The sequence below is a fragment of the Hydrogenophaga sp. T66 genome, assembly GCF_057219855.1.
On record NZ_JBXVVX010000002.1, the window covers coordinates 643,647 to 663,386 of the forward strand.

22 protein-coding genes are annotated in these 19,740 nt (G+C 69.9%); 14 read left to right on the top strand and 8 right to left on the bottom strand.

Going from position 1 to position 19,740, the window contains the following annotated elements:
• Window position 1: 1 nt before the first annotated feature.
• On the bottom strand, window positions 2-2,971 hold the full coding sequence (locus AC2D80_RS12000) for an L-glutamate gamma-semialdehyde dehydrogenase (RefSeq protein WP_484633247.1): 2,970 nt from the start codon (window positions 2,969-2,971) through the stop codon (window positions 2-4).
• 107 nt (window positions 2,972-3,078) lie between these two features.
• On the opposite strand from AC2D80_RS12000, the gene AC2D80_RS12005 reads away from it, so the two are divergent.
• A complete protein-coding gene (locus AC2D80_RS12005) occupies window positions 3,079-3,540 on the top strand; it encodes an Lrp/AsnC ligand binding domain-containing protein (protein ID WP_484633248.1) in 462 nt (153 codons plus the stop codon).
• Window positions 3,541-3,682: 142 nt separating this feature from the next.
• On the opposite strand, the gene AC2D80_RS12010 is transcribed toward AC2D80_RS12005, so the two are convergent.
• Complete coding sequence (locus AC2D80_RS12010) at window positions 3,683-4,420, bottom strand: YggS family pyridoxal phosphate-dependent enzyme (protein WP_484633249.1); 738 nt, start codon at window positions 4,418-4,420, stop codon at window positions 3,683-3,685.
• A 40-nt stretch (window positions 4,421-4,460) separates the two neighbouring features.
• On the opposite strand from AC2D80_RS12010, the gene AC2D80_RS12015 reads away from it, so the two are divergent.
• From AC2D80_RS12015 to AC2D80_RS12025, 3 genes are all read left to right on the top strand, one after another.
• Window positions 4,461-5,504: a type IV pilus twitching motility protein PilT gene (locus tag AC2D80_RS12015; RefSeq protein ID WP_484633250.1), complete on the top strand. Its 1,044-nt coding sequence runs from the start codon at window positions 4,461-4,463 to the stop codon at window positions 5,502-5,504.
• A gap of 123 nt (window positions 5,505-5,627) precedes the next feature.
• The gene (locus AC2D80_RS12020; protein WP_484633251.1) at window positions 5,628-6,764 is read left to right on the top strand and encodes a PilT/PilU family type 4a pilus ATPase; all 1,137 of its coding nucleotides are present in this window, start codon (window positions 5,628-5,630) and stop codon (window positions 6,762-6,764) included.
• A 215-nt stretch (window positions 6,765-6,979) separates the two neighbouring features.
• Window positions 6,980-7,873, top strand: coding sequence for an NAD(P)-dependent oxidoreductase (locus tag AC2D80_RS12025; protein ID WP_484633252.1), 894 nt, complete (start codon window positions 6,980-6,982; stop codon window positions 7,871-7,873).
• A gap of 56 nt (window positions 7,874-7,929) precedes the next feature.
• On the opposite strand, the gene AC2D80_RS12030 is transcribed toward AC2D80_RS12025, so the two are convergent.
• Window positions 7,930-8,607: a BON domain-containing protein gene (locus AC2D80_RS12030; protein ID WP_484633253.1), complete on the bottom strand. Its 678-nt coding sequence runs from the start codon at window positions 8,605-8,607 to the stop codon at window positions 7,930-7,932.
• Entirely contained in the window at window positions 8,604-9,224 is a 621-nt protein-coding gene (locus AC2D80_RS12035; protein WP_484633254.1) for an SIS domain-containing protein, read from the bottom strand. Before AC2D80_RS12035 ends, AC2D80_RS12030 begins: the two co-directional genes overlap by 4 nt.
• 300 nt (window positions 9,225-9,524) lie before the next feature.
• Here AC2D80_RS12035 and AC2D80_RS12040 point away from each other — a divergent pair, with 300 nt between their 5' ends.
• The 7 genes from AC2D80_RS12040 (at window position 9,525) to AC2D80_RS12070 (ending at window position 13,281) form a co-directional block, all read left to right on the top strand.
• Complete coding sequence (locus tag AC2D80_RS12040; protein ID WP_484633255.1) at window positions 9,525-10,244, top strand: Crp/Fnr family transcriptional regulator; 720 nt, start codon at window positions 9,525-9,527, stop codon at window positions 10,242-10,244.
• Window positions 10,245-10,417: 173 nt separating this feature from the next.
• Window positions 10,418-11,122, top strand: a complete 705-nt coding sequence (locus AC2D80_RS12045; protein WP_484633256.1) for a Crp/Fnr family transcriptional regulator — start codon at window positions 10,418-10,420, stop codon at window positions 11,120-11,122.
• Between the two features lie 142 nt (window positions 11,123-11,264).
• A complete protein-coding gene (locus AC2D80_RS12050) occupies window positions 11,265-11,594 on the top strand; it encodes a DUF1840 family protein (RefSeq protein WP_484633257.1) in 330 nt (109 codons plus the stop codon).
• A gap of 165 nt (window positions 11,595-11,759) precedes the next feature.
• Window positions 11,760-12,083, top strand: coding sequence for a BON domain-containing protein (locus AC2D80_RS12055; protein ID WP_484633258.1), 324 nt, complete (start codon window positions 11,760-11,762; stop codon window positions 12,081-12,083).
• A 48-nt stretch (window positions 12,084-12,131) separates the two neighbouring features.
• Window positions 12,132-12,500, top strand: coding sequence for a hypothetical protein (locus tag AC2D80_RS12060; protein WP_484633259.1), 369 nt, complete (start codon window positions 12,132-12,134; stop codon window positions 12,498-12,500).
• Window positions 12,497-12,904: a hypothetical protein gene (locus tag AC2D80_RS12065; protein WP_484633260.1), complete on the top strand. Its 408-nt coding sequence runs from the start codon at window positions 12,497-12,499 to the stop codon at window positions 12,902-12,904. Before AC2D80_RS12060 ends, AC2D80_RS12065 begins: the two co-directional genes overlap by 4 nt.
• Entirely contained in the window at window positions 12,904-13,281 is a 378-nt protein-coding gene (locus AC2D80_RS12070) for a hypothetical protein (protein WP_484633261.1), read from the top strand. Before AC2D80_RS12065 ends, AC2D80_RS12070 begins: the two co-directional genes overlap by 1 nt.
• Before the next feature lie 20 nt (window positions 13,282-13,301).
• On the opposite strand, the gene AC2D80_RS12075 is transcribed toward AC2D80_RS12070, so the two are convergent.
• From AC2D80_RS12075 to AC2D80_RS12085, 3 genes are all read right to left on the bottom strand, one after another.
• Window positions 13,302-13,895 carry a PAS domain-containing protein gene (locus AC2D80_RS12075; RefSeq protein WP_484633262.1) on the bottom strand — a complete coding sequence of 198 codons (594 nt, stop codon included), beginning with the start codon at window positions 13,893-13,895 and terminating at the stop codon, window positions 13,302-13,304.
• Between the two features lie 30 nt (window positions 13,896-13,925).
• Window positions 13,926-16,529 carry a chemotaxis protein CheB gene (locus tag AC2D80_RS12080; protein ID WP_484633263.1) on the bottom strand — a complete coding sequence of 868 codons (2,604 nt, stop codon included), beginning with the start codon at window positions 16,527-16,529 and terminating at the stop codon, window positions 13,926-13,928.
• Between the two features lie 112 nt (window positions 16,530-16,641).
• On the bottom strand, window positions 16,642-17,007 hold the full coding sequence (locus tag AC2D80_RS12085; protein WP_484633264.1) for a YraN family protein: 366 nt from the start codon (window positions 17,005-17,007) through the stop codon (window positions 16,642-16,644).
• Window positions 17,008-17,040: 33 nt separating this feature from the next.
• Between AC2D80_RS12085 and rsmI the strand changes: the two genes are divergently transcribed.
• Complete coding sequence (rsmI, locus tag AC2D80_RS12090; protein ID WP_484633265.1) at window positions 17,041-17,967, top strand: 16S rRNA (cytidine(1402)-2'-O)-methyltransferase; 927 nt, start codon at window positions 17,041-17,043, stop codon at window positions 17,965-17,967.
• 4 nt (window positions 17,968-17,971) lie between these two features.
• Here rsmI and AC2D80_RS12095 read toward each other — a convergent pair whose 3' ends face one another.
• Window positions 17,972-18,295 (bottom strand): hypothetical protein, encoded by a 324-nt coding sequence (locus AC2D80_RS12095; protein WP_484633266.1) that lies wholly within the window; start codon window positions 18,293-18,295, stop codon window positions 17,972-17,974.
• A 145-nt stretch (window positions 18,296-18,440) separates the two neighbouring features.
• Here AC2D80_RS12095 and AC2D80_RS12100 point away from each other — a divergent pair, with 145 nt between their 5' ends.
• Window positions 18,441-19,031, top strand: coding sequence for a DUF502 domain-containing protein (locus tag AC2D80_RS12100; RefSeq protein WP_484633267.1), 591 nt, complete (start codon window positions 18,441-18,443; stop codon window positions 19,029-19,031).
• A 61-nt stretch (window positions 19,032-19,092) separates the two neighbouring features.
• On the top strand, window positions 19,093-19,734 hold the full coding sequence (locus tag AC2D80_RS12105; RefSeq protein WP_484633268.1) for a dioxygenase family protein: 642 nt from the start codon (window positions 19,093-19,095) through the stop codon (window positions 19,732-19,734).
• Window positions 19,735-19,740: the final 6 nt, after the last annotated feature.

Below are 19,740 nucleotides of genomic sequence, written 5' to 3' on the forward strand. Positions count from 1 at the left end.
CTCAGCCGGCCATGAGCGCCACGTTGCCGCCGGCGGCGGTGGTGTTCACCGTCAGCGTGTGCTCCGCGCAGAAACGCGGCAGGTAGTGCGGCCCGCCGGCCTTCGGGCCGGTGCCACTCAGCCCCTCGCCGCCGAACGGCTGCACCCCCACCACCGCGCCGATCATGTTGCGGTTCACGTACACGTTGCCCACGCGGGCCTGCGCGGCCAGCGACAGGGCGCGGCGGTCGATGCGCGTCTGGATGCCCAGGGTCAGGCCGTAACCCAGCGCGTTGATGCGCTCGATCACGGCCGCCGGATCACCGCTCCAGCGCACGACCTGCAGCACCGGGGCAAACAGCTCGGCGCGCACGTCTTCGATCGCGCCCACCTCGAACACCTGCGGCCGCACCCAGGCGCCCTGCGGCGCCTCGCCGCCCAGGCGTTGCAGATGCGGCGCCACAGCCCGCGCAGCGTCTTCGTCGATCAGCGGGCCCACGTCGGTGGCCCAGTCGGCCGGATCGCCCACCACCAGCGTCGCCACCGCGCCGCGGATCATGGCCAGCACGCTGTCGGCGATGGCCTCGTGCAGGCACAGCAGGCGCAGGGCCGAGCAGCGCTGGCCGGCGCTGCGGAAGGCGCTCTGGACCACCGCGTCCGTGACCTGCTCGGGCAGGGCGCTGCTGTCGACCAGCATGGCGTTGATGCCGCCAGTCTCGGCAATCAGCGGCACGATCGGGCCGTCCTTGGCAGCCAGCGCGCGCTGGATGAGCTTGGCCACGGGCGTGGAGCCGGTGAACACCACGCCCGCCACCGCGGGGTGGGCCACCAGCGCGGCCCCCACGGTCTCCCCGGGGCCATGGAGGCATTGCAGTGCATCCACCGGCACGCCCGCGGCGTGCAGCAAGCGCACCGCCTCCACCGCGATGGCGGGGGTCTGTTCCGCCGGCTTGGCCAGGACCGTGTTGCCGGTGACGAGGGCGGCCGCGACCTGTCCGGTGAAGATGGCCAGCGGGAAATTCCACGGGCTGATCGCCACCCAGGCGCCGCGCCCGCCCAGCCGCAGCGTGTTGCGCTCGCCGGTGATGCCCCAGACGCCGGCGGCGTCGCCACCGGGCAGGTCCTGCGGCGCCATCAGGGGCTCGGCCTGCGCGGCGTAGTAGCGCAGAAAGTCGATCGCTTCGCGGACTTCGGCCACCGCGTCACCCCAGGTCTTGTGGGCCTCGGCCACCAGCAGCGCGCACAAGGCCGGCAGGCGGTCCTGCATCGCGTCGGCCGCGCGGCGCAGGCACGCGGCCCGCTCGGCCACGGGCGTGGCGTTCCACGCGCCAAAGGCCGCCAGCGCACGGTCCACGGCCGCGGGTACGTCGCTGGCCGGGGTGTCCGGCACCGTGGGCACGCGCACCGCCGTCCACGCCGCGCCCAGCCGCTGCCGGGTGGCCGTCACGGCGAGGTCGAGACCCGCGCTGTTGCGCCGCGACGGCCCCATCAGGGCCTCGGGCAGCGGGAAGGCGGGGCCCGGGTCGGCGTCTTGCGCGCATTGCACCATGGGCGAGGCGAGCAGCGTGTCCAGCCCCACGGATTCGTCGGCCAACTGGTGCACGAAGGACGAATTCGCGCCGTTTTCCAGCAGGCGGCGCACGAGGTAGGCGAGCAAGTCCCGGTGCGCGCCGACGGGGGCGTACACCCGGCAGGTGATGGCCGGGTCGCGCAGCACCTCGCGGTACACCCCCTCGCCCATGCCGTGCAGCCGCTGCAACTCAAACGGCACGCCGCGCGCCCGCGCCATCTGCACGATGGCGGCGATGGTGGCGGCGTTGTGCGTGGCGAATTGCGGGTGGATGGCGTCGGCGGCGTCGAGCAGCGCGCGCGCGCAAGCCAGGTAGCTCACGTCGGTGCGGTGCTTGCGGGTGAACACCGGGTAGCCCGGCAGGCCCAGCTCCTGAGCGCGCTTGATCTCCGCGTCCCAGTACGCGCCCTTGACCAGGCGGCACATGAAGCGCAGCCCGTGGCGTCGCGCCACCGCCGCCACCTCGCCGATCAGCTCGACCGCCCGCGTCTGGTAGGCCTGCAGCGCCAGCCCCAGCCCGGTCCAGCCCGGGTGGCGCGCCGCCACCCGCGCCGCCAACGCCTCGAACACCACCAGCGACAACTCGAGACGGTCGACCTCCTCGGCGTCGATGGTGAGGTTCAGGTTGGCCGAGGCCGCGCGCTCGCACAGGCTCCAGACCCGCGGCACCAGTTCGGCCACCACGCGATCCGCGTGCAGGTCCTCGTAGCGCGGGTGCAGGGCGCTGAGCTTGATGGAGATGCCGTCGTTGCCGGCCGGACCGCGCGCCGGGTCGCTCTGCGCGGCGATCGCCTCCAGCGCCTGCGCGTAGCTGGCGAGGTAGCGCGCGGCGTCGGCCTCGGTGCGTGCGCCCTCGCCGAGCATGTCAAAGCTGTGGCGGCGGTTGGGCTGCTGGCGCCGGCCGCGCTCGGCCTCGCGCAGCGCCTCGCCGATGGTTTCGCCGAGCACGAACTGGCGGCCCAGCAGCTGCACGGCGCGCAGCGTGGCGGCCACGACCGTGCGCGCGCCCAGCCGCGCCATCAGGCCCGGCGGCGCGGCCTCGTCGGGCAGAAAGCGTTTGCTCATCGCAATCGCCGCCGACGACAGACGGGCCAGCGCCGCATCGGCCGCGCCGTCGAAGTCCGCCCGGCCGAGCTGGTCGGCGGTCAGCGCGATCGCTGTCTCCGCGTCCGGCACGCGCAACAGCGCCTCGGCCAGCCGCATCAGCGCCAGCCCCTCGGCGCTGCTGATCGGGTACTCCTTGAGCAGGCTCTCCATCGCCCAGAACGGCGGTGGGTTGTCGCGCACGGCGCGCACCCAGGGGGCGGCCATGGCCGCAGCGGCGGGCCCATCAAACGCCTCGCGCAGCGCGTCGAGGCGGGCCGCCAGCACCTCGGCTTCGGGGCGGTACGGGTCGGGCAGTCGGTCGGTGGATCGGGTCATGGTGATCGCCTGGCAAAGGGTCGGTGGATGACGAATACGCGTAGTTTTTCCGTTTGCAGACCGAATTTCTCACCAATAATCTTCTTGTTGATAGCCAAATATTCACCATGCAGGACCTTGACCGCATCGACCTCCGCATCCTCGACCTGCTGCAGCGCGACGGCCGCCTGAGCAACCTCAAGCTCGCGGAAGGCGTCGGCCTGTCGCCCACGGCCGTGCTGGCGCGCACGCAGCGGCTGCAGCGCGAGGGCTACATCGTGGGGTTCGAAGCGCGGCTGGACCCGCTCAAGCTCGGGCGCGGGATGATGGTGTTCGTCGAGGTGCTGCTGGACCGAACCACGCCCAACGTGTTCGACCAGTTCAAGGCCGCGGTGCAGGTGCGCGACGAGATCATGGAATGCCACATGGTCGCCGGCGGCTTCGACTACCTGCTCAAGACCCGCATGGCCGACATGGCGGCTTACCGGGCGTTTGCCGGACAGGTGCTGTGGCAGCTGCCGGGCGTGCGCGAGACCCGCACCTACGCGGTGATGGAAGAGGTGAAGAACCTCACCCGGCTGCCGCTGTAGTGTGCTGTCCCACTGATACGTGCACACACAAAACCGATGGATTTCGGGTCAGGGCCAGGCGCAAACCGGAGCGATACCCGCAGGTATCGCGAGGATTTGCAACGCCGCCCTGGCTCGAAAGACGCGGTTTTGTGTGCAGGTATCAACGGGACAGCGCACCAGGCGCGTCGCCGGGCGCCGGCTTGCGCGGCCGGTGCCCAAACACCGCACGCCCCACACGGACGATGGTCGCGCCCTCGGCGACGGCGGCCTCCAGGTCATCGCTCATGCCCATGGACAGCGTGTCCAGCGGCAGGCCGCGCGCCTGCAGGTCGGCCAGACACTGCGCCGCGCGGCGGAACAGCGCGCGCTGGATGGCCACGTCGGGCGACGGCTCCGGAATGCACATCAGCCCACGCAGGCGCAGACGCGGCAGCGCCGCCACCGCCTCGGCCAACGCCCCAAGCTCGGCCGGCGCCACGCCCGCCTTGTTCGGTCCGTCGTCCACGTTGACCTGCAGGCACACCTGCAGCGGCGGCAGGTCCTCCGGACGCTGCTCGCTCAGGCGCTGCGCGATTTTCAGGCGGTCCACGCTGTGCACCCAATCGAAATGCCCGGCCACCAGCCGGGTCTTGTTGCTTTGAAGCGGTCCGATGCAGTGCCACTCGATCGGTGCAGACGACCGTTCGGCGTCGAGCGCGAGGATCTTCTCGACGCCTTCCTGCACGTAGTTTTCGCCGAACGCGCGCTGACCGGCCGCCAAAGCCTGACGAACGGCGTCGGCGTCGAAGGTCTTGGACACCGCGAGCAACCGCACGGCGTCGGCGGACCGTCCGGCCGCGTCGCACGCCCGCCGCAACCGGGCCTGCACGTCTTGGAGATTGGTTTCAATCGTCGTCATAATCGGTCGCAACACCCCACCAGGCATACCCTTCCCCGGCATGGATATCACCCAACTGCTGGCCTTCAGCGTCAAGAACAAGGCATCGGATCTTCACCTGTCGGCCGGGCTGCCGCCCATGATACGGGTGCACGGCGACGTGCGACGGATCAACGTCGAACCGCTGGACCACAAGGCGGTACACGCCATGGTCTACGACATCATGAACGACAGTCAGCGCAAGCAATACGAGGAATTCCTCGAGTGCGACTTCTCGTTCGAGATCGAAGGTCTGGCGCGCTTCCGGGTCAATGCCTTCAACCACAACCGTGGCGCGGGCGCGGTGTTCCGCACCATCCCCAGCAAGATCCTCACGCTGGAGCAGCTCAACGCGCCGAAGATCTTCGCCGAGCTCGCCCTCAAGCCGCGCGGCCTGGTGCTCGTCACCGGACCCACCGGCTCGGGCAAGTCGACCACGCTGGCCGGCATGATCAACCACCTCAACGAGACCGAGTACGGCCACATCCTGACCGTGGAAGACCCGGTCGAGTTTGTGCACGAGTCCAAGAAGTGCCTGGTCAACCAGCGCGAGGTCGGCCCCCACACGCTGAGCTTCAACAACGCGCTGCGCTCCGCGCTGCGCGAAGACCCCGACGCCATCCTCGTGGGTGAGATGCGCGACCTGGAAACCATCCGCCTGGCGATGACCGCCGCAGAAACCGGCCACCTGGTGTTCGGCACGCTGCACACGTCGAGTGCCGCCAAGACCATCGACCGCATCATCGACGTCTTCCCGGCCGAGGAAAAAGACATGGTGCGTGCGATGCTGTCCGAATCGCTGGTGGCCGTGATCTCGCAGACGCTGTGCAAAACCAAGGACGGCGCCGGCCGCGTGGCGGCGCACGAAATCATGCTGGGCACCAGCGCCATCCGCAACCTGATCCGCGAGGCCAAGGTCGCGCAGATGTATTCCGCCATCCAGACCGGCAACGGCGTGGGCATGCAAACGCTCGACCAGTGCCTGACCGACCTGGTCCGGCGCAACGTGATCAGCCCGGCCGAGGCCCGCAGCAAGGCCAAGATCCCCGAGAACTTCCCAGGCTAACCGGCCAAGGCATGGCTGCCCCCACGCTCCACCACCGCGCGGGTCGCTGCCCGTCCCGGGGGCTGGCCGTGCCAGGGGCGGGCCAGCGCCGCGGCCCTCGCACCTGATCTAAAGGACACATTCATGGAACGCGATCAGGCTTCCAAGTTCATCAACGACCTGCTCAAGCTGATGCTCAGCCGGGGTGGCAGTGACCTGTTCATCACCGCCGAGTTTCCGCCGGCCATCAAGGTGGACGGCTCGGTCGTGAAGGTGTCGCCGCAACCGCTGACCGCCAACCACACGCTGGCGCTGGCGCGGGCCATCATGAACGACAAGCAGGCCGCGGAGTTCGAGCGCACCAAGGAATGCAACTTCGCCATCGCGCCGCCGGGCATTGGCCGTTTCCGCGCCAGCGCGTTCATCCAGCAGGGCAAGGTCGGCATGGTGCTGCGCACGATTCCCTCGGTGCTGCCCACGATCGACAAGCTCGGCCTGCCCCAGGTGCTCAAGGATGTGGTGATGAGCAAGCGCGGCCTGTGCGTCCTGGTGGGCGCCACCGGCTCGGGCAAGTCGACCTCGCTGGCCGCCATGGTCGACTGGCGCAACGAAAACAGCCACGGCCACATCATCACCATCGAAGACCCGGTGGAGTTTGTGCACCCGCACAAGAACTGCGTGGTCACGCAGCGCGAGGTCGGGCTGGACACCGACAGCTGGGAAGCCGCGCTGAAGAACACCCTGCGCCAGGCGCCCGATGTGATCCTGATGGGCGAAATCCGCGACCGCGAGACCATGGAACACGCCATCCAGTTCGCGGAAACGGGCCACCTGTGTCTGGCCACGCTGCACGCCAACAGCGCCAACCAGGCACTTGACCGCGTGATCAACTTCTTCCCGGAAGAGCGCCGCGCCCAGCTGCTGATGGATCTGTCGCTCAACCTGCGCGCCATGATCTCGCAACGCCTGATCCCGCGCCAGGACAACAAGGGCCGACACGCCGCGGTGGAGGTGATGCTCAACACCCCGCTGATCGCCGACCTGATCTTCAAGGGCGATGTCACCGAGATCAAGGAGATCATGAAGAAGAGCACCAACCTGGGCATGCAGACCTTCGACCAGGCCCTCTTCAACGCCTTCGAGGCCAACCTCATCACGCTCGAAGACGCGCTGCGCAACGCCGACTCGCTCAACGACCTGCGGCTGCAGATCAAGCTCAACAGCCAGCGCGCCAAGACGCAGGACCTGGCCGCGGGCACCGAACACCTCACGATCGTTTGACCCCCCCGCGCCGCGCCAGGGGCGCGTCACCCCCCGGGGGGCGATGCCGGTAAACGGGCGGAGCCCGATCCACGGCATCGCGGGGTGAAAGCACGCGGGACGGGTTACGACCGCGCGGCTGGGTTGCCCCCTGACCCTTTACCCCCGCAATCCATCCGCCGGATCGCCTTGGGTACCATGACGGTTGGCATGCCAACATCCAAAGGAGACCCCGCTTGAACCCGAAAACCTACGAACCCACCCCGTCGCGCCGCGTCGCTTTTCTTGGCCTGGGCGTGATGGGCAGCCCGATGGCGGGGCACCTGGCCGCCGCGGGGCACCAGGTCACGGTCTACAACCGCACCGCCGCGAAGGCCGAGGCCTGGGCGCAGCGCCACGGCGGCGCCTTTCGCACCACGCCGCGCGAGGCCGCGGCCGGGGCGGACATCGTGTTCGCCTGCGTGGGCAACGACGATGACCTGCGCGCGGTCACCCTGGGGGCCGACGGCGCTTTCGCCGGCATGAAGCCGGGTGCCGTGTTCGTGGACCACACCACCGCGTCGGCCGACGTGGCGCGCGAGCTGTACGGCGCGGCCAAGGCATTGGGGATCGCCTTTGTCGACGCGCCGGTGTCCGGTGGTCAGGCCGGCGCGGAAAACGGCCTGCTGACGGTCATGTGCGGTGGCGACGCCGCGGCCTTCGACACGGTCAAGCCGGTGGCCATGGCCTTCTCGCGCGCCTTCACGCTCATGGGTGCCAGCGGTGCGGGTCAGCTCACCAAGATGGTCAACCAGATCGCCATCGCCGGGCTGGTGCAAGGCCTGTCCGAGGCCATCGCCTTCGGCCAGAAAGCCGGCCTCGACATGAATCTGGTGCTGGACGTGATCGGCAAGGGCGCCGCCCAGAGCTGGCAGATGGACAACCGCGGCAAGACGATGGTGGCCGACCAGTTCAACTTCGGCTTCGCGGTGGACTGGATGCGCAAGGACCTGGGCCTGGTGCTGGACGAGGCCAAGCGCAACGGCGCGCGTCTGCCGGTGACGGCGCTGGTGGACCAGTTCTACGCCGATGTGCAGGCCATGGGCGGCCAGCGCTTCGACACCTCCAGCCTGATCAAGCGCCTGCGCTGACCCGCCGCCGCGGCGCCACGGCGCCACGGCACCCCGCCGTGGTGCCGCGGGCCCGCTCAGTTCGCCGGACGGGGCGGCTGGGGCTGCTGGGCCTTCTGCTCCTCGGCTTTCACCGGCGACGCCAGGCGCGCCAGCTCTTCCTCGGTCAGGATTTCGAACACCCGCACCACGCGCTGCACACCCGAGGTGTTGCGGGCGATGTCGGTGGCGCGCGCGGCTTCGCGCTGCGTGACACGGCCCATCAGATACACCGTGCCGCGGCGTGTGGTGACCTTGAAGGCCACGGCCGAGAGGTCCTTGGCATCGACAAAACCGGCCTTCACCTTGCCGGTGATGAGCGAGTCGTTGGTGCGCTCGCTCAGGGGCGGCGTGTTGACCACACCGATTTCGTTGACGATGCTGCGCACGTTGTCCACGCCGGCCACCACGCGCTCGATGTCGGCCTTCGTCGCCTCGCTGGCGGCTTCGCCGGTCAGGAGCACCTGGCGGTTGTAGCTGGTCACGCTGATGTTCGCGCGCTCGCCGAACTGCTCCTTGATGCGGTTGGCCGCGCGCAGTTCGATGCCCTGGTCGTCGAGCTGCGCGCCGGAGGTGCGGCGGTCCACCGCCACGAGGGCGGTGCCGACGGCACCACCGACCACGAGCGGCGCACAGGCAGACAATGCACCGCCGAGGCTGGCGGCGGCCAGGGCCAGGGCAGCGAGGCGGGCGGGAAAGCGGTTGAGGGTGGTCATGCGGGGTTCTCCGGTTCGGCTGCTGGGTCTTCGGGAAGACCAAGCAGCTGGGCATCCACGCCGTCGCACAGGCAATGCAGCACGAGTTGGTGGACCTCAAGAATGCGTGCCGGCGAATCGGACGGCACGCAGATGTGAACATCGGTGTCGCGCAGACGCCCGGCCAGGGCGCCCCCGCGCGCACCGGTGAGGGCGATCACGGTCATGTCGCGCTCGTGCGCGGCCTCGGCCGCGGCAAGCAGGTTGCCGGCCTGCCCGGTGTCGGCCACCAGCAGCAGCACGTCGCCGGCCTGACCGAGGGCACGCACGGGCCGTGCGTAAACGGAGCGGGGCTCAAAGGACTGCGCGATGGCGGTGAGCGCGGTCGCGTCGGCCGAAAGCACGAGCGCGGCCAGCTCAGGCCGATCGCGTTCGAAGCGCCCCACGAAATGGGCCACGAACTGCTGCGCGGCCGCAGCGGACGGGCCGTTGCCGCAGGCCAGCACCTTGCCGCCGCCCGTGACGCTGGCCAGCAGAGCGCCGGTGGCGGCCTCCACGGCGGGCGCCAACGACTGGGCACACTGGTACTTGAGGTCGGCGCTGTCGATGAATTGCTGCTGGATCCGTTGCAAAAGCATGGGCTTGATGATAGCGGCCGGGTGTGAAGCGCCCGCCGGCGTGGCGACGGCGTGCGGGCGGGGAGCGCGTGGCCTGTGCTCTGACTCCGCGATCGCCCGACGGTTCACCCGTCCCTCGACCGAAGGTCAGCCCATGTGATCGATGCGCCGCTGGGGGCGGGCAGGCCGGCGAGGACCCTCTACCCGAACCGCACCGTCACGTATGTTCGATATCGAACATACGAAAACGTCGGGCAGACATAGACTCGGGGGCGACCCACCCGATAGGACCCCGCCCCGATGAATCCGAGGGAAACACCGATGGATTTCAGGCTTGACCAGTCCGCAAACGCGCTGCTGGCTTCGATTCCACCAACCGAATGGGCACGGATCGCGCCCCACCTCGAGCCGGTGGAGCTGCCGCTGGGGAAGGTCCTGTATGAGTCGGGCGCACCGATGAGCCACGTGTATCTGCCGACCACGGCGATCGTGTCGCTGCTGTATGTCATGGCGGATGGCGCGTCGGCCGAGATTGCCGTGGTGGGGAACGAAGGCATCGTCGGGGTTGCGGTTTTCATGGGGGGGGACACCACCCCCAGCCGTGCGGTGGTCCAGAGCGCAGGCCAGGGTTACCGGATCAGCGCCCATTGGATCAAGGACGAGTTCAACCAGTCGGGTCCGGTGATGCACCTGCTGTTGCGCTACACCCAGGCGCTGATCACCCAGATGGCGCAGACCGCGGTGTGCAACCGGCACCACACCCTGGACCAGCAACTCTGCCGCTGGCTGCTGCTGAGCCTGGACCGGTTGAGCGGCCCGGAATTGGTCATGACGCAGGAACTGATCGCCAACATGCTCGGCGTGCGGCGTGAAGGGGTCACCGAGGCGGCACTCAAGTTGCAGCGGCAGGGCATCATCCGCTATGCCCGGGGACACATCACGGTGCTGGACCGCGGGGCGCTTGAGAAACGCGTGTGCGAGTGCTACGGGGTCGTGAAGCAGGAATACGACCGCCTGCTGCCGCACCGCCTGGCCGTCTGACCATCAGGACACGGCCGCGCCGCGACCGACCGCTGGCCGCCAGCGGCTGTGTGCGCTGACGAACAGTCGAACCGGACGCGGGTCTTCACACTGGGGTTCCCGGGACGGGCGTGACAAAGGTTCTGCGACCGTCGTCTTTCGTACCGGGGTCCCCACCGTGTCCGAGGATGCCCATGCGCCGCACTGAAAACCTGCTGATCGGGCGACTGCCGTCGATGGAACGCCACCGGCTGCTGGCGCGGTGCGAGCCTTACGAGCTCACGCCCCCGGGCTGTTCCCCAGAGCCGGCAAAACCGGCCGCCCATGCCTACTTTCCCGCCAGCGGCTGCTTCTCGCTGGTGATCGACTGGGATCGCTACCCGCGCATGGAGGTCGCGATGATCGGGCGGGAGAGTGTGCTGGGGGGTGAGATTCTGCTGGGCGACCACGCACCGCCTTGGCAGGCCGTGGCGCACGGGCAGTGCCAGGGATGGCGCATCGGCGCCACCGCGCTGGCGGACACCTGCGCCAGCAGTCCGTCGCTGCGGATCCTGCTGCACACGGCGTTGCTGGTTCGCTGGCACCAGCAGGCGCTGGCGCTGGCCTGCCAGCGCTTGCACGCCGTGGGTCCGCGGCTGGCGCGCTGGCTCCTGATGTGCCACGACCGCACCCCGACGGAACCGGTGCACATGACACAGGAAGCGCTGGCCGGCCTGCTGGGGGTCCGTCGCGTGGGTGTGACCCTCGCGGCCAGCGAGCTGCAGCAAAGCGGCCTGATCCATTACCACCGCGGCGCGGTCACCGTGATCGACCGGGCCGCGCTGGCGCTCCGGGCCTGTCGCTGCTACCGGGCGGATCTCGCCTTGCACCGCAAGCTGCTGCCCGGGCCTGTGCCATGAGGCAGCGAGACAAGTCCGAGCGCGCGGCGGGGTGGTGGCTGCCCCGGAGCCATGCGCCGTGCAGCGCGCCACGCTCAGCCATCGCCACAGACCAACCCAGCCCGGGACCTTCCCCCGTCATATCCCCAACGAGGAGCCGTTCATGCTGTACCGATTCAAGTCACAAGCCACTGGCGATCTTGTCATGCTCCGCGGCGATGCCGAGGCAGCGCTTCGGCTGACAGGCAAGTCAGTGTCGTCGCAGGGCATTTTCAGCACGGACCAGCTGCCGGCGGCCATCGCCGTGCTGCGGGCAGCCGCCACGGAAGACCGGGCGCTGCGCAAGCTGGAGACGGAGGCCTACCGGGGGGATCAGGCCGGAGAGCTCTACCTCGATCCGGACATCCGCCTGTCGCAGCGCATCGTCCCGCTGATCGCGCTGTTGGAGGAAGCGAGCCACGCCGACCGATCGGTCATCTGGTCGACCACCTGAGCGGGCGATCAGCCACCGCCGGGGCCAGGAGGCCGCGTGTCGGCAAACGCGATTCCGTTCGCTGACGCACAGACGCCGCGGGCACAGACGCTCACAGTGGGCTCGTCGCTCCCGCGGCCCAGCTGCCGACGGGTCGACCCCCCACCCCACCGCCGAAGGAACACCATGCAAGCAAGACAACTTCCCGCCGCTCTGGCCCTGTCCGTGGTTGTCCTGGCCGGACTGACCGGGCTGACGGCCTGCCAGTCCACGCCCACGCAGGAAAGCACGGGCCAGTATCTGGACGACACCGCCATCACCGCGAAGGTGAAGGCCGCCATCCTCAACGAAGCCACCCTGAAGTCGGCCGAAATCAATGTCGAGACCTTCAAAGGCGTGGTGCAACTCAGCGGCTTCGTCAGCACCCAGGCCGACATCGCCACCGCCGTGCGGGTCGCCCAAGGCGTCGCCGGTGTGCGATCGGTGCGCAACGACATGCGCCTGAAGTGACGCCGTGCGCGCGCTCAACACCACCCTTCCCCACCCAGGAGACACCTCATGAACCGCACCACCCTGTCCCACACCGCCGACGCCTCCACGACCACGCCGGCCTCCGGGCCCTATGCCGAACGCGGCGCCCTGGTCGACCGGACACCCGCCCACCAGGTCGCAGGCCACACCGAGCCCTCGTCGGATGCCTTGCGCACGACGGGCAGCGATGCCCTGCGACACCTCCTGCACGACACAGAAGAAGCCGCGCAACAGCGATGGGATGCGGTGAAGCACCGCTCCGAACGCGCCCGCGACGCCACCACGCACTACGTGCAGCAGCATCCGCTGGCCTCGGTCCTGGTGGCCGCGGCCGCGGGCGCGGTCGTGGCGGGGCTGGTGTCGCTGGTGGGCCGCCACGCCGGAGGCGGGCGTTGATCCATCCGCTGCTGCGCCTGGCCCTGTCGCGACCGGATCTGCTGTCCGACTGGGGTGGCGCCTATGCCGGGCTGCTGGCGGCGGGGCTGGACCGAGACGCCCACCGGCTGCGCCGCCAGCTGTTGTGCCAGTTCGGCGCTCTCACGCTGGTCGCGGTGGGACTGACCCTGGCAGGGGTCGCTGTGCTGCTGTGGGCCGCACTGCCGCCGGACTGGGTGACGGCATCGGCCGGCCGCGGGCCGGGCCTGTACTCCACGGCGCTGGTGGTGTGCGGGGTGCCCATCGTCTGCGGCGGTGCGCTGGCTTGGCTCGGTGCACGCGCGGGCCCGGGTGGCGACACATGGTCGCTGCTGCGGGAACAGTGGGCGCGCGACGCCGACTGGCTGCGCCACGCCCGCGGGTGATGAACACGGTCGCCGATGCCCTGGAGCGGTTGCAGCGCAGCCGGGAGCGCTGCCTGCTCGCGCTGGCGGCGCACAGCCGCTCAGAAGACGCCGGCTGGTGGGCCTCGCTGGTGCGGGGGGCTGGGCGCACCGCGTGGTGGCCCGTGGCGGCAGCGGTCTGGCGGGCGTATCGAAGACCAGGCGCCCAGCCGGCACCGTCAACAACACCACCGAACAACGGAGCATCAGCGGCCGAGAACCCGCGCCACGCGCCGGGCCGTGTCCTTGGCGTGGTGGCATTGGCCTGCCTGGCGGTCGGCGCCTATGCCCTGATGAAGGCCGTCTGGCATGAACGCCGCGGCCGGCCCGGAACCGACCAAGACGCCGCCCGGCATTGACCGTCGCGCCGGCCCGAGGCTCAGGCCGACGGCGGCGCCATCAGGGCCAGCAGGCACCCCGTGGCCTGCGCGTTGCGACCCACCGTGGCGTGAAATTCGCCAGCGCCCCGGGTGCCCGGCAGCGCATGAAGCACACGGGTCTCGGACGGCGTGCCGACCACCACGCGGGCAACCATCGCCAGCAAGGTGGCATGACTCTGCGGGGTCAGCAACACCGACAGCGGTACACCGCACAGCGTCAAGCGTTCAACGCCGAGCAGGTCGGCTGCGGCCTGGTTTGCCTTGCGGATCACACCGTGGTCGTCGATCAGCAGGTACCCCATCGGAGCCCGGTCGAACAGAAAGGCCTGCTGCCTCGCGGCTTCCTCTGCGGCGAGGCGGGACGCCACGAGTTCCTCGTTCTGCAGTTCCAGCTCGACCTGGTGCACCTGCAGTTCGTGCAACAGCGCCAGGGCGTCCGAAGCGGTGCTTTGTTCAAGCGCGAGGCGACACAGGACCCGAAGCGCCTCGGACGAGTTGTAGCGACCGGGGTTCGGAATGCAGCCCTGCGCCAGGCTGTCCACCGCCCGCTGGCGGAGCTGGGGGAGGATTTCGGCGAAGTCGTTGGGACTCATCGGGGGTCTTCAGATGATGGGTGAGCGGCGTTATGCATGACGCAGCTTTGACTCGAGCACCTTCGCCGCGGTGATGTCGATGAAGGTGATGACCACTCCCTGGATCTGATCGGACAAGGTCCGGTACGGCTTGATCCTCACCATATACCAATGCCCGTCGGTCGTGGTGATTTCTTTTTCCGTGAACGTGAGCGTGCGCAGGGTCTGCCGGGCATCGGCTGTGAGCTCGGGGTAATTGAGCGTGCTGGCCAGGTCGCTCAGCGGCCGCCCAACGTCACTTTCGCGGAGGTGGATCAGCCGGGTGATCTGCTCGGTGAAGCGCCGGACTTGCAACTCGTTGTCCAGAAACAGCGTCGCGATGTCGGTGCTGTTGAGCAGGTTCTGCATGTCGCTGTGCGCCAGCGCAAGATCGTCCAGCTTGGCCTGCAGTTCCTGGTTGAGGGTCTGCAGCTCCTCATTCATGGACTGAGACTCCTCTTTCGAGGTGGTGAGCTCCTCGTTGGCCGACTGCAGCTCTTCGTTGATCGACTGCAAAGCCTCGTTGGCGGCCTGCAGCTCCTCTGCCGAAGCCGTCATCTCCAGGCGCAGCGCCTGAATCTCCGCCTTGCAGCGCTCGAGTTCATCGCACAGCGCCCCGGGCAGCGCGTCCGCGCTGGCGCCGTCCGGACTGGGGCGGACAGGCGCCAGTGGGACCGGGCGGAACGCCACCATCAACACCCCCGGAGCGCCGGGGGCCTCGGGCGATCCGCCCACGACGGGCGTGATCGTGAGGCTGACGCCAGGCTGCTCACCACCGTCGTCCAGCCGCAGGTCGGGCACATCGACCGCCTTGGCCGTGCGCATTGCCTCGCGCAGGGCCACCGCAATGTGGCTGCGCAGGCGCGGTCGGGCCATCGCGTGGATGTTCCAGTTGGCCCGGCCGGCAGCCGGCTCCAGGTACGCCCCGACGCTGCCATGGACGTACAACAAATCGCCCTGCTCGTTCACCAGAACCGCCGCGGGCGCAAAGGCCTGCAAGAGCGTCTGTTCGGCAAGCATCTGAAGGCTGGCGGAGGAGGGCGTCTGTGTAGGCACGCTGGTGTCCTTGGAAATGGTGCGGGCCGTGTTCTTCGGGCGGACGGGGAAATCCACGTCACCCACCAGCACGGCATCGTCGCTGCGCCAGTACAGGCGCGATTTCGGATTCACGGGCTGGAAGAAGCTCTGCGCGTTGCCCACCGTCTCGGAACCGCCCAGCAAGAGCGCGCCGCCGGGGCGAAGGCAGTAGCCGAAGAGCGGCAGCAGCCGCCGCTGCAAACTCGCGTTGAAATAAATGAGCAGGTTACGGCAGGACAAAAAGTCCAGCTGGGTGAAGGGCGGGTCGATGATCACATCGTGTTGGGCAAACAGCACCATGTCGCGGATGCGCTTGTCGACAATCCAGTCGCCGCCCTGACGGCGAAAGAAGCGCTGCAGCCGCTCGGGCCCGACCTCGGCAGCCACCTGCGGACCGTAACGTCCCCGGCGGGCGACCGAAATCGCCTCGGGGCTGAGGTCGCTCGCAAAGATCTGGAGCCGCGGCGCCACGCCGGCGTCGGGCCCGCGCGCGGCCACGAACTCCGCGTACACCATCGCCAGCGTGTAGGCCTCCTCACCCGTCGAGCAACCCACGACCCAGGCCCGCAGCGGCAGGTTTGGTCGCGCTCGGGCCACCAGCGAAGGCAGGACCCTCAAGCGCAATTCCTCCCACGCTTCCGGGTCGCGGAAGAACCGGGTCACGCCAATCAGCAACTCCTTGAACAGGATGTCGAGTTCGGTGGGGTTGTCGCGCGCAAACCGCCCGTAGGCCTGCAGGCTGTCCAGACCGTGCGCGGCGAGGCGCCGCTCGATGCGGCGGCGCACGGTGCTGGGCTTGTATTCCGACAGGTCATGCCCGATGCGTTCGCTGAGCAGGCGCAGCAGCGCCAGCAGGCTGGCCTCGTCGTCCTGCAGCGCGAGCGCGTCAGGCGGGTGCGGCGCTGTGGCCGCCACCGCGGTGGGCGCAGCGGCGGCCGCGATGGCTTGCATCAGTCGGATGGGCAGATCGGCGGCAGGCGCCTGGATGTCGATGCACCCGCTGTCCAGCGCACTCGCGGGCATGGCGGGGTACTGGGCAGACGCAGGCGCCTGCGCCAGCGTCAAACCTCCCGCCGCGCGAATGGCCTCGACACCCCGCGTGCCGTCGGCGCCCATGCCCGACAGCACGACGCCGATGGCCTGACGGCCATATTCCGCCGCCAGCGACTCAAACAGACGATCCACGGGACGCCGCAGGCCACGCGGCTCGGATGGCGACAGCAGCGCGAGCGTGCGGCCCTGGACGACCAGTTCCCGGTCGGGCGGAATGACATAGACACGGTCGGCCTGCATGACCGCACCATCCACCGCCTCCTCCACCGTCATGGACGTCACCCGCTGCAGCAGCACGGCCAGCAGCGCCTTGTGCGTGGGGTCCAGGTGCTGGACCACCACACACGCCCAACCGCTGGCGACCGGCACGCTCCTGAGAAAGGCCTGCAGCGCAGCGAGACCGCCTGCAGAAGCCCCGATCCCCACCACCCGGGGGCCGGGATGCGGCGCAGGCGTCGAGGGGGGCGCGGTTCGCGGGGTGGCCATCACGGACAGTCTACGCCCCGGCAGACCCGGGCCGTGGCTTCGGCGGTCCTGCGCCGGTGGCGGCGCATCGCCCGGCGGGGTCGCGCGGCGCCCCGGGCCGGACGCCGCGGTCTCAAACGGCGTCGCCGGCGTCGAAGGCGGCGCGCACCCAGCGCAGATCACCGCCTTCGATCAGCACCGCGTCAAAGCGGCATGGCGGTGTGGCTCCCAGACGCATCAGGAAGTGGCGCGCCGCCAGCACGACCCGGCGCTGCTTGAGGGCGGTGATGCTGGCGCCGGCCCCGCCAGCCGCGGCGCTTGCGCGCTGACGCACTTCCACGAACACCAATGTGCCGTCGCGCTCGCGCAGGATCAGGTCCACCTCGCCGCCGCCGCGCCCGGGGGTGCGAAAATTGCGCGCCACCAGCCGCAGGCCCTGCGCCTGCAGGTGCGCCAGCGCCCGGTCTTCGCCGGCGTTGCCGCGCGCGGTGGTGGTCATGCCGCTGCCTGAGTGCTGCCGAGAACCCGCCACGTGTCACTCCCCTCGTTGTCCAGCGCCGCGGCCCAGGCGGCCGCCCACCAAGACTATCCGGCCGGTGCGCTCTATACCGTGGCCACGCCGATCGGCAACCTCGCCGACATCGGTCTGCGGGCGTTGCATGTGCTGTCGCTCGTGGATGCCGTGGCCTGCGAGGACACGCGCCACACCGCCGCGCTGTTGCAGCACCTGGGCCTGCATCGGCCGCTGATCGCGGTGCACGAGCACAACGAGGCCGAAGCGGCGGTGGCGGTGGTGGCGCGGCTGCAGCGGGGCGAGCGCGTGGCGTACGTGAGCGACGCCGGCACGCCGGGGCTGAGCGACCCGGGCGCGCGGCTGGTCGCGGCGGCGCAGACGGCAGGGCTGCGCTGCGTGCCGGTGCCCGGGCCGAGCGCGCTGACGGCGCTGATCAGCGTGGCCGGCGCGGCGGGCTGGGACGGGCGCTTCGTTTTCCACGGCTTTCTGCCAGCCAAGGCCGCCGAGCGCGCCCGCGCCGTGCAGGCGCTGGCTGGCGACCCGCGCGCCCACGCGCTGCTGGAGGCACCGCACCGCATCGAAGCGCTGGCGGCCGACCTGGCCTCGCTGGGAGAGCGCGGCGTGACGGTCGGCCGCGAGCTGACCAAGCAGTTTGAAGAGGTGGCCACGCTGGCGGCCCAGGCACTGCCAGCCTGGCTGACCGCCCACCCGCACCGCACGCGCGGCGAATTTGCGCTGCTGGTGCACCCGGCCGCGGTGGCCGTCGCGGCGACCGGGCTGGACGACAGCACGCGTCGGCTGCTGGCCCGGCTGCTGCAGGAACTGCCGGTGAAAGCGGCGGTGAAGGTGGTGGCGGACGTGACCGGACAGCCGCGCAACGCACTCTATGACGAGGCACTGCGCCTGCGTGGCGACGCGGCCGGGGACGACGGCGACGCGACCTGAGGACTCAGCGGCCGAGCCGTGGGCCGCTGTCGACCACCTCGGTCGCCTGCACATCCACGATGTCGGCCGAAGCACCCGGCGCGCGCGAAGCACCGGAGGACGGGCGGAACGCGCCCGCGGCGTAGCGGCGCTGCGCCTCGCGCATGCGCTGGAACACCACCACCGGCGCCGGCTTGCGCCCGGTCACCAGCGACCACAGCGACACCCCCAGCACCGCGATCAGCGAAGCCGCGATCAGGCTGAGGACGAACACCGCCGCCGCCAGGGCCAGGCCCAGCCGCAGCACGCCGCGCAGCAGGCGGCCCAGCGCATCGGAAAACACGGTCATGGTCGACAGAGCCCAGGCGAGCCCGCAAGTTCCGGCCCGGTGGGCCGTGTGGGTGCTCAAGTGGGGCCATTGTGCGCTGTCACAAGCCCCGCCGATGGCGCTGCTATGCTCCCCGGCCTCCCTGCGTCCCGCCCTGGGTCACCCCATGAAACACCTCACCCAATATTTCCTGCGCGGCCTCATCACCTTCCTGCCGGTGGCGTTGACGATCTACGTGCTCTACCTGTTCGTGGTGTGGACCGAGACGCTGGCGATGCGGGCCATCCGCCCGATCATTGGCGACTTCTACCTGCCCGGGCTGGGCATCCTGCTGGGCACGCTGGCGATCTTTGGGCTGGGCGTGCTGGTGTCGCAGCCGGTGGTGGCGCGGCTGCTGTCGTGGGTGGAGCTGCCGTTCACCAACCTGCCGGTCGTCAAAAGCATCTACTCGTCGCTGAAGAACTTCGCCGACTACTTCGCGCCCCACGAAAAGGACGCGCAACAGGTGGTGCTGCTGAAGTCGCCCGACCAGCCGATGTCCATCGTCGGTCTGGTCACGCGGCAGTCCTTCGATGGCCTGCCCGGCGCGCTGGGCCAGCTCGACCAGATCGCGGTCTACCTGCCGATGGGCTACATGATCGGCGGCTACACCGTGTTCGTGCCGCGCGAGTGGGTCACGCCGATCGACATGTCGGTGGAGGAGGCGATGCGCTCGTCCCTGATCGCCTGGATGTCGTCGAGCCGGCCGAACGCGTGACACGCCACGCCTGACCGCGCAGCGCCCGGAACTCCGCCCCCGCGAGGCTTTCCAAGCGCCCATGCCGTCCGCACCCCACCCCTACCTGCCCCAGCCCGGCCGTCGGCTGCTGATCGGCGCCGCCGCCGCACTCGCCCTGCCCGGCTGGCTCACGCCCGCCCGCGCCGCCGGTCGGCTGGCGCTGACCCCGTCGCAAGCCGAGGGGCCCTTCTACCCCGACGCGCTGCCGGCCGACCACGACAGCGACCTGCTCGCCGTCGGCGCGCGGCGCACGCGCGGCGGGGAGGTGCTGGCGCTGCGCGGCACCCTGCTCGACCCCGACGGCCGGCCCGTCGACGGCGCGCTGGTCGATCTCTGGCAATGCGACGCGGCGGGTCATTACCATCACCCGCGCGACGGCGGCCGCGCCGACCCGGACTTCCAGGGCTTCGGCCGCGCCCGCACCGCCCGCGACGGCGGCTTTGCCTTCCGCACCCTGCGCCCCGCGCCCTACCCCGGACGCACGCCCCACCTGCACGTGAAGGTCTGGCGCGGGCCGCGCGCGCTGCTCACCACGCAGCTCTACGTCGCCGGTGAGCCGTCCAACGAGCGCGACTTCCTGTTCCGCCGCCTGGACGAAGCCGGCCGCGCCGCACTGACCCTCTCCCTGCAACCCGGCTCCGACGGCTGGCGCGGTGAAGCGCGCCTGATCGTGGCCGCCTGAGCGCTC